Source organism: Candidatus Vicinibacter affinis (assembly GCA_016714365.1).
GTDB classification, from domain to species: Bacteria; Bacteroidota; Bacteroidia; order Chitinophagales; family Saprospiraceae; genus Vicinibacter; species Vicinibacter affinis.
In genome coordinates this window covers 1,465,275-1,479,114 of record JADJNH010000005.1, presented here as the reverse complement: position 1 = coordinate 1,479,114, position 13,840 = coordinate 1,465,275, and the positions used below count along the sequence as shown (strand labels likewise).

Below are 13,840 nucleotides of genomic sequence, written 5' to 3'. Positions count from 1 at the left end.
TTGTGCAAAGTAAATGGGTTTTTTCCGATATATCTTGATATTTGTCAATTAATTGGATGATTCTACTCAATCTACCCCATGAATCCTGACATACATCAATATTTTAATGACAGCAACTTCCTCGTTTCAGTCTTCAATACAGCTATTGATGGTATCATTGTTATTGATCACAGGGGGCGGATGCTTAAATTAAATGAAAGCGCATCTAACCTATTCGGTTACGCTCAGGAAGAACTTATAGGCAATAATGTAAATAAGTTGATTCCCGAACCTGATCATTCAAAGCATGATGGATATATTCAAAACTATTTACAAACAGGTATAAAAAAAATAATTGGAATTGGAAGAGAAGTCACAGGGTTGAAAAAAGATGGGACACTTTTTCCTATGCGGCTTGCCATAAGCCAAATTGAAGTAGATGGAATCATTTTTTTCACCGGAATAGTTCATGACCTGAGTGCACAAAAGGAGAGTGAAAAAAAACTCCAAAACCTCACCCGTTCACTGGAAGATCAGGTCCAATCCAGAACCGGTCAGTTACAAGAGACCATAAATCAACTGAGTGCGACAAATAGAAATCTAGAAGAGGAAATTGAATTCAGAAAAAGTGTTGAGCGCAGACTTAAGTTAAGGGAACAAGAATTATTGGATTCCCTTGAAAAAGAAAGGGATCTCGGAATTTTGAAATCCAGGTTTGTTTCAATTGCTTCCCATGAATTTAGAACACCCCTTGCTAATATTCTGAGTTCGATTTCGCTGATTAGCAAATACGATACAAATGAATTACTTGAAAAAAGAAATTCACATATTGAAAAAATAAAAAAGAATATCCATTATTTAAGTGGAATCTTAAATGAATTTCTTACGCTTACCCGAATTGAGGAAGGAAAATTTGAATTAAAACCTCAGGACATCAATTTGATTGAACTCATAACAGAGTTAATTGAAGATTTTTCAGCAATTAAGAAAAAGGATCAACGGTTGACTTTGGTGTATAAACCAGGATTTGATGATCTTGTATATTCGGACAAATCATGCCTTAAACATATTCTCAACAATGTTATATCAAATGCAATAAAGTATTCCGGAGAGGGAAGCCTTGTAGAAATATCACTGCAGTCACATTTAGATTCAGTAGCCATTACGGTAAATGATGAAGGTATTGGAATTCCTGATGAAGAGAAAAAATTTATCTTTGATATTTTCTTTAGGGGAACCAATGTGTTAAATATACAAGGAACCGGATTAGGGCTTAATATTGTTAAGAAGTATCTTGATTCAATTAATGGAAGCATTAGTTTTTCGAGCGTCCAACCAAAAGGAACAAAAGTTTCAATTTTAATTCCCCGATATGTTAAAGAAATATAATATACTCATTATTGAAGACAACGCAGAAATGCGTGAGAATATAGGTGAAATACTTAACCTTGCCGGGTATGATACCGTGCTTGCAGTAGATGGACTGGATGGCATCCAAAAGGCAAGGCAGTTTAACCCAGATCTTATACTGTGTGACATCATGATGCCAAATTTAGACGGATTTGGGGTGCTTAAGATTAAAAGCCAGGATGAAGTGCTCAGGAACATTCCCTTGATTTTTCTGACAGCAAAAGCGGAGAAAGAAGATTTCAGAAAGGGTATGAATCTTGGAGCCGAGGATTATTTGATGAAACCATTTGAAGATTCGGACCTTCTTCAGGTTATTGAAAGCAAGTTATTGAAATATTCAAGGCTGGGAGCTACGATACAAAACAAAAGACTCTCTTCCTTAATTCGTTTTGACGAATTTAAGAAGTTAGAAATTGTGCAGGAGCTCATTCAATCCGTTCCATCCAAGGAATATGGAAAGAAAAGCAAACTTTGGACCTATGAAGAGAGCGTTCATTCTATTCATTGGTTAGAGGACGGAATGATCAAGGAAAGTATGGATACTGTTGGTTTTAAAACCATCATTTTAAACTTTTTAAACAACCATAATTTTGTTGATGCCCACTATCTTTTTCAACCGAAGTATCATTCTCAATGTGAAACGATTGAACCATCCTTAGTCAAGATGTTACCAAAACAAAAATTAGAGGAAATTATCATTAAAGAAAATCTTTTACCAAGTTTGCTTTCGTTTACTTCTCGTCAATATTATGAGATGGCTAAAAGACTTTCTGTGAATTCTTTTGGAAATGTGCGGGAAAAAATTGCCTATCACCTCATCATTTTGGAAAAATCATTTAATCATCAAATGATTCAATTGAGTCGTGAGGATCTTGCCGCCTTTTGTGGTATGGCTAAAGAGACGCTGATCAGAACTTTGAGTGAATTTAAAGAAGAGAAACTAATTGAAATCGATGCCAAAGGGATTTCTATAAAAAACTATAAGAAGCTGGAGTGTATTTTTGAATAGAATGCCACATTATTAAACTTTGTATTGTTATTAATCTTAATTGAACAATTCTACCAGAAATCTTTATAAGCTGAAACTTGGATCCGAAATTACTCCTCCGGTTATTAAGACAGTTTTAATCATTTTCCATTTGTGATACCGCGGAACCTATTCTGAATCATACTTTTAAAAAATTCTAAGCTTTTCTAGGTTTGATTCAGTGGTTTAGCACAACCCACACCCATCCGCTCCCAGGGACTTCATTTTATTACAAACAATTGTGAAGTTCCATTAAGTCACCAGTAGTAGGATTAATAAAAAGTGATTCTACACCTTGGAAATTCCGAAAAATAATATAAGCATCTGTTTTGTATATTTTTATACATTAAATATATTTATATTCATTTAACATCAAACATATGGGGAGTCTTGATGAGTAAAAATGACCCGATAATTCTATTGTTTTAAAACCGATCAGGCATTTCACCTAAAAACTTGATTTTGGGGAGATTAATTAATAAAATGATCCAAAAAAGGACTCTATCTCAAGGCTTTAGAAAAAATATTTTCAAAAACATTTGAAAATTGAGGATGATTAAGCTTACCTTTGCCCCGCTTTTAGAATAAGCATTTGAATCATTAAAAAATATAAAAGTGAATACTTTAAGTTACAGGACAAGTCACGCCAGACCAGAGGATGTAAAACACCGATGGTTTGTGGTTGATGCCGAGAACCTGGTTGTCGGACGTATGTCGTCTCGAATAGCCCATATATTAAAAGGCAAACACCGTGTGGATTATACACCACATATAGATTGTGGAGATTACGTGATTGTGATCAATGCGGAGAAAGTAAGATTTACCGGAAAGAAAATGGATGACAAGAATTACCTAACCTATAGTGGTTATCCGGGAGGTCAGAAGTCTGCTACCCCAAGGGAATTGCTGAACAGGATCCCCACAAGAGTGGTGGAGACAGCGGTGCGAAAAATGTTACCTAAAAACAAATTAGGTGATGCCATGTACAAAAAATTATTTGTTTACGCAGGTCCGGAGCATTATCATCAAGCTCAGAAGCCTGAAGTCATTACATTTTAATCAAATATGGAAATTATCAACGCAGTAGGAAGACGTAAGGCAGCTGTTGCCAGGGCTTACCTTTCTAAAAACGAGGGTACTGACCCTTCTGTCACTATTAACGGACGAAGTCTTGATCAATACTTCCCCATTAAAGACATAGCTCAAAAAGTATTGGATCCGATGCAAAGTGTTGAAGGTGGCGCCGGGTATACCGTTAAAATTACCGTAGACGGTGGTGGACTAAAAGGTCAGGCCGAAGCAATCAGGATGGCTATCTCCAGAGCTCTTTGTAAAGTGGATGCTGATTTCAGGCAACCACTCAAGGAGAAAAGATTTCTTACAAGAGACTCAAGAGAAGTCGAACGTAAGAAATTTGGAAAAAGAAAGGCAAGACGTTCTTCACAGTTTAGCAAGCGTTAATTTATTCAATTTATTCAAGCTGGAATCATGGAAAAACCTACATATCAACAAATGTTAGATGCCGGTGTTCACTTCGGACATCTAAAGAAAAAATGGAACCCGAAAATGAGGCCTTATATCTTTAAGGAACATAAAGGGGTTCATTTAATTGACCTTAACCGCACCTCTGATTGCATGGAAAAAGCTGCACAAGCTTTGAAACAAATTGCCAAGTCGGGTAAGAAAATCATGTTTGTGGCCACAAAAAAGCAAGCAAGAGAAATTGTTACCAATGCAGCAAAGAGTGTAAATATGCCTTACGTAACCGATAGGTGGTTGGGGGGCATGATGACAAACTTCACTACCATTCGTCGTTCTGTAAAAAAGATGAACAACATTGAGCGAATGTTAACAGATTCTACTGTCACCAATATTACCAAAAAAGAAAGATTGACACTCAGCCGAGAGAGAAATAAAATGGACAGGGTTCTTGGTGGTATTTCAAATTTGAACAGATTGCCTTCAGCCATTTTAGTTGTAGACATCCATCATGAACATTTGGCTATCCAAGAAGCTGAAAAACTGGGTGTAAGAACGTTTGCGATGGTGGACACCAATTCGGATCCGAATCAAGTTGATTTTCCGATTCCTTCTAATGATGACAGTTCAAAATCAATTGCTCTTATTACCAGCTATCTTGCTGAAGCCATTAAAGAAGGTTTAGCTGAACGCGGAAATGAAGGCAATGCTGAGAATTAACAGCTTTCCGATTTAATAAATAATTGAATTAAAGATACTAATAAAGATGAGTTTTACATTATCAGCAACAGATGTGAAGAATCTCCGGGATGCAACAGGAGCCGGAATGATGGATTGCAAGGCAGCATTAACGGAAGCAGAAGGAGATTTTGAAAAAGCAATTGAGGTGCTGCGCAAAAAAGGGCAGAAACTTTCTGTTAAAAGAGCAGACCGAGATGCTAAAGAAGGAGTGGTGATTGCAGCAGTCAACCCTGAAAAGACTAGAGGAATTATAGTTAAGTTAAGTTCTGAAACAGATTTCGTTTCTAAAAATGAGGATTTCATCAACAATACTAAAAAGATTGCTGAAATCGCTTTAAAGAACTACCCAAACACCTTAGAAGAGCTCCTAAACCTTCCATTTGAAGGATCCACTACAATTGGGGAAAAGACCACTGATCTGGTAGCCGCAATTGGTGAAAAAATAGAAGTCACCCATTTTGAGAAATTGGAAGCTCCTCAGGTGGAGTTTTACATTCACATGGGTAATAAGGCAGGAGTATTAATAGGTCTTAACAAGGCTGGGAGTCAATTTAGTGATGCCGGCAAAGATGCCGCTATGCAAGTTGCTGCCATGAAGCCGGTAGCTTTAGATAAAGGGGATGTAGATTCTTCTATTATCGCAAAGGAAATAGAAATTGGAAAGGAACAAGCCAGAGCAGAAGGAAAACCTGAAGCTATGCTGGAAAAAATTGCAATGGGGAAGTTGGAAAAATTCTACAAAGAAAACACCTTATTGAATCAACAATTTGTAAAAGACGGTAGTCATACAATTGCAAGTTATCTCAAATCAATAGATAAAGATCTTAGTATTATAGGTTTCAAACATGTAATGCTCGGGTAACAAAAAAAAAAGCGAATGAAAAATCATTCGCTTTTTTTTTGTCACTAAATATCGAGATAAATAATAATTTTAAGGTCTGTAATCATGATAAAATTCAAACGAATTCTTCTTAAGCTCAGTGGAGAATCTCTAATGGGTGAACAGCAGTTTGGGATTGACCCTGCAATGCTTCGCTATTATGCTGAACAGATTAAGAGTCTTGTAACAGAAGGGGTCGAGGTTGCGGTGGTTATAGGTGGAGGGAATATTTTCAGAGGGCTAGGATCAGATTCAGGAATCGAGCGGGTTCAAGGTGATTATATGGGAATGTTGGCAACTTGTATCAATGGCATGGCTCTTCAAAGTGCCCTCGAAACGTTGGGAGTTTTTACCCGAATGATCTCAGCTATTGAAATGAGACAAATTGCAGAACCTTACATCAGAAGGAGGGCAACCAGGCATCTGGAAAAAGGAAGAACGCTTATTTTTTCTGCAGGCACCGGCAATCCATATTTTACCACTGATTCTGCAGCCGCTCTCAGGGCAAGTGAAATAAATGCGGACGTAATTCTTAAGGGGACTCGTGTAGATGGGATTTATGACAAAGACCCGGAAAAAAATTCGGATGCTAAAAAGTTTGAACACCTTAGTTTTGATGATGTAATTCGTTTAAATCTTAAAGTCATGGATATGACAGCATTTACAATTTGCAAGGAAAACAAAATCCCCATTGTGGTTTTTGACATCAATCAAAATGACCATCTTATTAGAATCGTGAGAGGTGAAAAAATTGGAACTACCGTATTTTAAAACCTTTTCAACTTTAAAAATTTTATTTAAAATTACTAATATACAAAATTATGTCTCACATAAATTGGCTAGCGGTAATCATTTCGAGTTTGCTTGCATTCGTGATTGGCTATTTTTGGTATGGTCCATTCTTGTTTGGCCCAAAATGGCAAAGGGAAAATAAATTAACAGATGACCAGTTGAGAAATGGAAATATGGCTCAACTTTATGGCACTGCATTATTTCTGATTTTATTCTTCTGCATTATATTGAATTTGAATCTGATCACGACAGATAAAAATGGGATGGCTGATGGGATCAAACATGGGTTTTTAATCTCTGTGGGATTTATATGCACCTCATTAGGTGTAAGCTATTTGTTTTCAAGAAGATCAATTCAATTATTTCTAATTGATGCCGGCTATTTCGTTTGCATTTCTGTTGTTATGGGTGCTATTCTTGCATCCTGGAGTTAATAAAATATCCCCAATTTTTATTAAAAAATAAGAATACCAATCAAACAGATTCTCCTGTCGAAATGAATTTTTACTTATATAAATTGCATTTGATAAATTGAATTTGTTTTGAGAAGCGAGTACTTACCTCTACTCCACTCTACTTTTTAAAATCATGCTTGGTTTGAAAATTCCGAAAAGATGTCAATAAATTATACTCGTAAAGGTTTTGTGGTTAAAAATCGAATAGAACCTATTGAGATAATCCACCAATGTCTAAAATGCAGGAGATCAGTGTTAATTGCCAATAAGAAAAAAAACAAACTAAAACCAAGTATCAGGCGGTGTTCTGCCAAAGAAATTCCCTTTTGTTGAAAAATGCAAGTAAGTATTGGGCTTGCCAACAAACCAAATACAATTAATAAACCAAGCCAACCAAGCTCAGCAAATGCACCCAAATAAGTGCAATGAGGGTCATATGACTCCAGGTGTTCAGGAAATTTTTTCTCAATTTTAAGGTGATCCAACCAGGAATTAAAAGTGGCTCCTTTGATAAAAAAAAATCCCTTTTCTTTTCCTGCCAAAATTGCCGCACGCTTCAGTTCATAATAGGGTGTAGAAAAAATATAATTATCCTTGCCTATAGTTCTTATTTTGGTAATAGCAATTTTTGATGAATTCGGAATGGATGAATTGTGTGAATTGATCCAAATAAAATTTGTGCCAACAAGATAAAGTAGACAAAAAAGTAGACCGAAAATAAAAACAAGCACTTTTCTTGTACCGTAAAATTGAAAGGCACTCATAAAAATAAAAATCCCTACCAACAATATCAGCGTTTTTGAAAAACACAGGAATAAACCAACAAACTCAATGCACATCACCCCCTTTAATAATTGAGATTTTAACTCCATGGTTTTTGGAAGAAGATATTTAAGCAACAAACTAACACTTAACAATGAGGCCATCATTTCAGGAGTGCCTGCCCACCCTCTTGCTCTAGGAATGTCACCCAAATAAGGAAAATCCAAGTAATACCAGGCCCATATATTGTGTTGCTTACAAATTAAAGCCCAAATCCATCCGACAGATCCGGTTAAAACCAACGACATTCCACAAAGAGAAAATCCTAAAATCAATACTTTTACAAAACCTTTCGAATCTGCAATGGAGAACATGCGAAATATCAATCCCACCAAAAGCAAATACCCTATCGTGACTAAATTAAAAACAGTATGGCTATTAGTATATATGGTTGTATAAATAACCAAAATCACAACTAATAAAAAAATAAAAAAATCGGATGGATTAAGGAAAGATTTTAGACTAATCCTTACTTTATGATGGTAAAATATTGTCACCATAAGGAAAGGAAAAATCACTTCACTCAAACTCACTTTTCCATAAACAGGCTCGTTTATCAAGGACAATGAAAAAATATAGGCAATAGCCAATAAGCTGGCTATATCAGGCCTAGATTTGATTAGGGAAGTGTCTTTCATCCTAAAAATTCAGATAAAAAAACTTACCAGCGTACCCATAAATCTCCATCAGATGTTTTGAATGCAACCACCCCTAATTGTTTGTTGAAAAAAACTCCAGGGTCTTGAACCCCGGATTTGGTATAAACATCGGAGTAACTTCTTAATCCAAAATTAACAATTGGCAATTGTTTAGATTGGTCTTGATAATAATCATAATTCCTGTTGTAGAGAGGAATTTCCAACAACAAATCTCTTTGTTCAACTCCAACTTGATCTTTTAAAACTGAATAAATTCTAAAGACATCCAATCTGTTATTTTTCAATGGATGAAATTCATCATACAAGACTGTAAGTTCATAAATAAATGCTAAAACCGGAAACTCGGCATTTGAAAAATTTGACAAACGAAGAGAATTTCTCAGAATTTGATAAGTTACTATTTGATTCAAGGAGGAGTCTTCCTTGCAAACTACCTTTGATTCATGATTAGACTTCAAAGTTTGCTGGCCGGGCCCATTGTATGAAAAAACTAATTCTTTGCCGGACTCATTTTTGAATATAACTTGAGAATCTTTTTCACTGGGTAGCCATGAAAATGATTGGCCATAGGGTTTGATATCTTCCAATTTTATTACTTCCTCGCAAGGAGACAAAATAATATTCTCACTTTTAGTACAACCAAAAAATAAATAAATAAATAGCAAAGCCAAAAAAAATATTTTTCTAAGGCAGATTAAATTTATTTGATTACAAGTTTCCAGAGTATAAAATTTATGATGCCATAAAATTAGAAAAATCAATCAATGAATAAATCCATATATTCAAAATACAATTGAATGAATTTAATCAAATACCGGAATGATCACCCCCTCACTGCCCGACTTCCAATTGGGAACATTCAAGTTTCGACCATTAAATTCAAGCGAAATAGTGGCCTTGGTGTTGGTTTGAAAGAACACATCCGCTCCTTTCAAAAAAGGTAGAAAGGAAAAAATCAGTTTGCTGTCAAGTGAAGTTTTACAATCCCCTTCATCGTATAAAAAAAGTGCTATGGTGGTTTGGTTGGCTGCTGTTAAGGATGGAATGGAGAGGGTATAACCATCAATCTTGAGTAGATCCCTGCCATTAATTATTGCCTGGTTAGAAGAAAATACCGCAACCACTGATTGCATATCATCTTTTGGTAAATTGTTTAATAAGAACCCTATGGTTGATCCGGCCGGTGGAAATGCTCTTAAATAAATCCAGGGATTATTTCTCAATACTGGTTCCCGATAATAATGAACTACTCTAAAGTTTGGGTCTCCACTTTTTCTTAGCTCAAACTCATAATAAGCAGATTTTTTTGCATCCACAGGTCCCCACCATCCATTTGCATCAGGGACTAAAGTTGTATCCGGAACACTATTTATTCTATATCCCGTTGTTGGATCTACTTCATAAATTTGAACCGTTGCACCAGAAACCAGCGAATTTTCACCAAGGCTTACTACCCTACCTCCCAAGGTGCAATTATTCAGAGGAATAATTTCGTTTGATTGGGGTAGGTCACCTGTAATAAATTTATACATTTCAATAAAAACCAAGGAATGTGTTGCTATCTGATAGTGATCCAAGGCATTCAATTTCACATTTACTGCTCCTAAAATTGAATCTCCTGACACGACCTGGTCATCCGTAGACCAAATGTTAAGCGTCGGAATCTGTCCATTATTCCCCGCCGGTTTAGATTGCTTGTTACTACCAAGTTGAATATATTTATCAACTTTATCTGCTCTTAAGGCATCATTACAATAATTGTAAATCAGGGTTCCTCCCGCAGAATGACCCACCAGAATTACTTTTGATTTCCCGGTTTTAAGCAGGACCGAATTAACAAAATTATCGAGCAATCCAACTGAATTTGCCATATTTAAGGTATTCCAATCATACGTGAACATGAGACCTTCTTCATAATTGTTGCTTGAAAATCTTTGAAACTGGGTAGCGTATGTGTCTCCGGAAGCTAAGGTGCCATGGACAAATACGATGGGTAAACTGAGTCTTTCAGAAGATAGCTGGAAAGATGCATGATCCGTCTGACATGCAATAAAAAAGCCTGGAATTAAAAGCAAATAGCCAGTATAAACTCTCAAAAACTTCTTAATGATAAAATTCATTTATGTGATGATTTAATTAGATAAACGTTGACCTTAAATTGTCCTCAATTAAAATCCACTAACTGTTTGATATTAAAGATTTTGTTAATTGATCCTTGTTTCTTCTGCAGTCATTAGAAATTTAGAACTTTGTCTTAAAATTAGGAATAATATAATTCTTACGAACCATGAAATCAAAAATTTGTCTCATTTTCTCTACACTTCTCCTTTTTTCACAATGTAAGAATGATCCAAAATCGGGAAATGGATCAATCGTGGATCCGAGTAAAGATCCAAAGGCCGGGGTTGCATTTGCAGTTAATTTATTAGGAAATAAGCTTCAGGAGTGGAATGATTCAGATTCAATAAAGCAAACGCGAGAAGCTTTTATCGAACAATCCAGGAATGTTTATCTCGGCAAACTGGATGACCCAAAAGGGTATATCCAATATGGTCGTGCATTTGTTGCTAATGGACAGGTGGAAAATGGCATTGAATTATATTCCAAGGGTATTGAAAAATTTCCTGAGGTGGCCGATCTATATTTATACAGAGGGGAAGCCATGTTACTGGGTCGTCAGCTAACCGCTGCTATTGATAATTTCTGGAAATCCGGTCAAAAAATGGAGAAAATCAGCAATCCAAAAGGTCTTACTGGAATGTGGGGTTCAGATTCAATTGCCGATATGACTTTGCAATTCAAAAACTACCTTTTGATGGGTCTAGCCTTTCAATGCAACAATGATTTTTCCAGCGCTGATAAGATGTTTGAGGTCTGTGGTGATTTTTCCACCAATACCGATTTATGGGTAAGAAGTTATTACTGGCAATTTCAGTGCTACAACAGATCAGGAAGAACTGAAGATGTAAAGAATATATTGAATGCCATATCCAAGGATATGCATATTCTGCCTTCTTCAAAACCCTATCATGATGCTATGCTGTTTTACAAGGGTGAACTCTCTGAAAAAGAGTTGGTGGATCTTACTCAGATTCCTACCAACATTGTAGATGCGGAGACCTGGGCCATAAAAGCATATGCCTTGGCTTATAAAAACCTTTTAGCCAATAACAAAGAAAAGGCCGCAGAAATATTCCGAGTCATCATGTCATCCGGATACTGGACTTTGTTGCCATGCCTGGCAGCTGAAGCAGAATTAAGTCATATGCAAGGAATCGAATATAAGGAACCAGAACAAATTGAGTTAAAAACCCAGCAAAAGAAAAAGCCGGTCAGATTCTAGTCGGATTTTCTTCTACATACGTCGTTTCTTTTTCTTGACATTTCGATAAGTATTTACTTCCGAGAACTGAACATTCATTCTGTTTGTTAATTCAGGCAAACGAAGAAAAATGAATGAAAAAATTTTTACCCCGATTTCAGGATGGCCTGTTTTAGTGCTCGTCCTATTGTTACCAGTAACCGCTTATTTATACCAAGAACCAATTTGGTGGATTGGAGGAGGTTTGTTGTGGACACTTTTGTTGTCCGGGTTTATTATTATCAATCCAAATTTCTCTAAAGTCTTAACTCTTTTTGGTAAGTATGTTGGTTCCCTTAAGGATGCAGGATTTTACTGGGCAAATCCATTTTACACCAAGAAGGGAATTTCTCTTAGAGCAAATAACTTCGACAGTGAACGACTGAAAGTAAACGACAAGAGAGGTAACCCAATCCAAATCAGTGTAATTCTGGTATGGCGTGTAAGAGAAACATTTAAAGCAGCCTTTGAAGTTGAAGACTTGTATAATTTTGTTAAAGTCCAGACAGATTCTGCGGTACGCAAACTTGCGGGTCATTATGCTTACGATCATGTTGAAAATCATGATGAAATTACGCTTCGATCCAGCAGTGTTGAGGTGAATGATTCTTTGGAAAGAGAACTGCAGGAAAGGCTTGAGATTGCCGGAATTGAGGTTATGGAAGCAAGAATCGGATACCTTGCCTACGCCCCTGAGATTGCGGCGGCCATGCTCAAAAGGCAGCAGGCAGAGGCAATTGTGGCAGCCCGATTCAAAATTGTAGAGGGCGCTGTTGGGATGGTGGAGAATGCATTGCATCAACTTCAGGAAAGAAAGATTGCAGAATTCAGTGATCAGGAAAAATCCAGGCTAGTTGGGAATTTAATGGTTGTATTGTGTTCTGATAAGGAAACCAGTCCAGTGATAGAAATGAATGGTTAAGAGACAATTCTAATATTGAGAAATCCTCCAGCAATTTGTTGGGGGATTTTTTTTGCAACTATGTAGGCAAAGTGTAGGTCCCCACTTTAAAATCATCTAACAAAAGATAAAACATAAATCAACTTAAGTTCATTTTGTCATTTAAAATATACTTTTCACATAATTCTAAATAGGTTTCGTCAATTAGTTTGAAATCAATTTGTAAGTCATCCTACATTTGACTCATAGTTTGGAAAGAAAGAGAGATTTCATCAAGATTGAGTTTTAAAGTTTTAATATAAAAGGGCTGAAACATCAGCCCTTTCTTATTTATAGAAGCACTGACCAAGTAGACAAGTATTCAAATACTCACGAACTTTCAATTATACTCAAATGAAACGAAGTCTACTTTTTTTACTTACCTGTACAATTATTGTGCAATTAAATGCACAAACGCCTATTGACAATCTGATGATGCCCAAGGGTCAGATTTGTGTGGCTGCAATTTATTCACACGACAGCTGGAACGAATACTGGGAAGGAACACTCAAGAGAACGAATGGTAATATTGGTACCCTCAATCGACAAAGCGTAATGCCCATGTTTTCTTTGGGAATTACAGACAAGATCAATTTTATGGCTGCCCTTCCCTGGGTAAAAACCAAGCCAACAGCCGGTCAATTTAGTGGTGATCAGGGAATTCAAGATCTTGGAATGTGGCTAAAGGCAGAACTTATCAGACAAAAAATAGGCCCCGGATCGGTTCTTTTACACACCACATTAGGATTGACTACTCCGGTCACCGATTATAATCCGGACTATTTGCCTTTTAGTATTGGGTTGGGTGCGACAGAAGCCTCCTTAAGAGGAATGTTACAATATGAATTTGATTTTGGACTTTTCATTAGAGGCATGTATGGTTACCACTTAAGAAGTGAAATCACTTTGGACAGGGATTATTATTACACAGATAAAGGATATTATTCCAATAAAGCGGACATGCCAAATGCCACCACTTTTAATGCCTTAATTGGAATGTGGTTGTTTGACAAAGGGCTTAGACTTGAAGTCAATTATGATGGTATGACCAGTTTGTCCGGACATGACATCAGAAGACAGGATATGCCATTTCCTTCGAATAAAATGAACAATAGCAGAATAGGTTTTGGCTTTCAGTATTACCCAACATTCGTAAAAGGATTAAGTATTATCGGATCAGGAAACTATGTTTTGGATGGTCGTAATGTAGGGCAATCCACCATTTACAGTGGAGGGGTCGCTTATCAGTTTGGCCTATGGAACAAACAATCAAATAACTCCATTCAATAAAAAGT

Annotated in this window: 14 protein-coding genes; 11 read left to right on the top strand and 3 right to left on the bottom strand. The window is 36.4% G+C overall.

The window, feature by feature from the left end:
• Positions 1–78: 78 nt before the first annotated feature.
• From IPJ53_05875 to IPJ53_05840, 8 genes are all read left to right on the top strand, one after another.
• A complete protein-coding gene (locus tag IPJ53_05875; protein MBK7798616.1) occupies positions 79–1,368 on the top strand; it encodes a PAS domain-containing sensor histidine kinase in 1,290 nt (429 codons plus the stop codon).
• Positions 1,352–2,398, top strand: coding sequence for a response regulator (locus IPJ53_05870; protein ID MBK7798615.1), 1,047 nt, complete (start codon positions 1,352–1,354; stop codon positions 2,396–2,398). Before IPJ53_05875 ends, IPJ53_05870 begins: the two co-directional genes overlap by 17 nt.
• A 633-nt stretch (positions 2,399–3,031) precedes the next feature.
• Positions 3,032–3,475 (top strand): 50S ribosomal protein L13, encoded by a 444-nt coding sequence (gene rplM / locus IPJ53_05865; protein ID MBK7798614.1) that lies wholly within the window; start codon positions 3,032–3,034, stop codon positions 3,473–3,475.
• 6 nt (positions 3,476–3,481) lie between these two features.
• Positions 3,482–3,877, top strand: coding sequence for a 30S ribosomal protein S9 (rpsI, locus tag IPJ53_05860; GenBank protein MBK7798613.1), 396 nt, complete (start codon positions 3,482–3,484; stop codon positions 3,875–3,877).
• 27 nt (positions 3,878–3,904) lie between these two features.
• Positions 3,905–4,615 (top strand): 30S ribosomal protein S2, encoded by a 711-nt coding sequence (rpsB, locus tag IPJ53_05855; GenBank protein MBK7798612.1) that lies wholly within the window; start codon positions 3,905–3,907, stop codon positions 4,613–4,615.
• Between the two features lie 46 nt (positions 4,616–4,661).
• Positions 4,662–5,498 carry an elongation factor Ts gene (locus IPJ53_05850; GenBank protein MBK7798611.1) on the top strand — a complete coding sequence of 279 codons (837 nt, stop codon included), beginning with the start codon at positions 4,662–4,664 and terminating at the stop codon, positions 5,496–5,498.
• A gap of 84 nt (positions 5,499–5,582) precedes the next feature.
• Complete coding sequence (locus IPJ53_05845; protein ID MBK7798610.1) at positions 5,583–6,287, top strand: UMP kinase; 705 nt, start codon at positions 5,583–5,585, stop codon at positions 6,285–6,287.
• A 50-nt stretch (positions 6,288–6,337) separates the two neighbouring features.
• Positions 6,338–6,742 carry a DUF1761 domain-containing protein gene (locus IPJ53_05840; GenBank protein ID MBK7798609.1) on the top strand — a complete coding sequence of 135 codons (405 nt, stop codon included), beginning with the start codon at positions 6,338–6,340 and terminating at the stop codon, positions 6,740–6,742.
• Positions 6,743–6,933: 191 nt separating this feature from the next.
• On the opposite strand, the gene IPJ53_05835 is transcribed toward IPJ53_05840, so the two are convergent.
• The 3 genes from IPJ53_05835 to IPJ53_05825 form a co-directional block, all read right to left on the bottom strand.
• Complete coding sequence (locus tag IPJ53_05835) at positions 6,934–8,223, bottom strand: hypothetical protein (protein MBK7798608.1); 1,290 nt, start codon at positions 8,221–8,223, stop codon at positions 6,934–6,936.
• A gap of 23 nt (positions 8,224–8,246) precedes the next feature.
• Positions 8,247–8,915 carry a hypothetical protein gene (locus IPJ53_05830; protein MBK7798607.1) on the bottom strand — a complete coding sequence of 223 codons (669 nt, stop codon included), beginning with the start codon at positions 8,913–8,915 and terminating at the stop codon, positions 8,247–8,249.
• Positions 8,916–9,047: 132 nt separating this feature from the next.
• On the bottom strand, positions 9,048–10,364 hold the full coding sequence (locus IPJ53_05825; GenBank protein MBK7798606.1) for a hypothetical protein: 1,317 nt from the start codon (positions 10,362–10,364) through the stop codon (positions 9,048–9,050).
• Between the two features lie 167 nt (positions 10,365–10,531).
• Between IPJ53_05825 and IPJ53_05820 the strand changes: the two genes are divergently transcribed.
• From IPJ53_05820 to IPJ53_05810, 3 genes are all read left to right on the top strand, one after another.
• On the top strand, positions 10,532–11,587 hold the full coding sequence (locus tag IPJ53_05820) for a tetratricopeptide repeat protein (GenBank protein ID MBK7798605.1): 1,056 nt from the start codon (positions 10,532–10,534) through the stop codon (positions 11,585–11,587).
• Between the two features lie 109 nt (positions 11,588–11,696).
• Positions 11,697–12,527 carry an SPFH domain-containing protein gene (locus tag IPJ53_05815; GenBank protein MBK7798604.1) on the top strand — a complete coding sequence of 277 codons (831 nt, stop codon included), beginning with the start codon at positions 11,697–11,699 and terminating at the stop codon, positions 12,525–12,527.
• Positions 12,528–12,899: 372 nt separating this feature from the next.
• Entirely contained in the window at positions 12,900–13,835 is a 936-nt protein-coding gene (locus IPJ53_05810) for a transporter (GenBank protein MBK7798603.1), read from the top strand.
• Positions 13,836–13,840: the final 5 nt, after the last annotated feature.

Coding starts and splice junctions, on each gene's coding strand:
- IPJ53_05825 (MBK7798606.1), bottom strand. CDS start 10,364: ATGAATTTTATCATTAAGAAGTTTTTGAGAGTTTATACTGGCTATTTG.
- IPJ53_05820 (MBK7798605.1), top strand. CDS start 10,532: ATGAAATCAAAAATTTGTCTCATTTTCTCTACACTTCTCCTTTTTTCA.
- IPJ53_05845 (MBK7798610.1), top strand. CDS start 5,583: ATGATAAAATTCAAACGAATTCTTCTTAAGCTCAGTGGAGAATCTCTA.
- rpsB (MBK7798612.1), top strand. CDS start 3,905: ATGGAAAAACCTACATATCAACAAATGTTAGATGCCGGTGTTCACTTC.
- IPJ53_05815 (MBK7798604.1), top strand. CDS start 11,697: ATGAATGAAAAAATTTTTACCCCGATTTCAGGATGGCCTGTTTTAGTG.
- IPJ53_05835 (MBK7798608.1), bottom strand. CDS start 8,223: ATGAAAGACACTTCCCTAATCAAATCTAGGCCTGATATAGCCAGCTTA.
- IPJ53_05840 (MBK7798609.1), top strand. CDS start 6,338: ATGTCTCACATAAATTGGCTAGCGGTAATCATTTCGAGTTTGCTTGCA.
- IPJ53_05850 (MBK7798611.1), top strand. CDS start 4,662: ATGAGTTTTACATTATCAGCAACAGATGTGAAGAATCTCCGGGATGCA.
- IPJ53_05810 (MBK7798603.1), top strand. CDS start 12,900: ATGAAACGAAGTCTACTTTTTTTACTTACCTGTACAATTATTGTGCAA.
- IPJ53_05875 (MBK7798616.1), top strand. CDS start 79: ATGAATCCTGACATACATCAATATTTTAATGACAGCAACTTCCTCGTT.
- IPJ53_05870 (MBK7798615.1), top strand. CDS start 1,352: ATGTTAAAGAAATATAATATACTCATTATTGAAGACAACGCAGAAATG.
- rpsI (MBK7798613.1), top strand. CDS start 3,482: ATGGAAATTATCAACGCAGTAGGAAGACGTAAGGCAGCTGTTGCCAGG.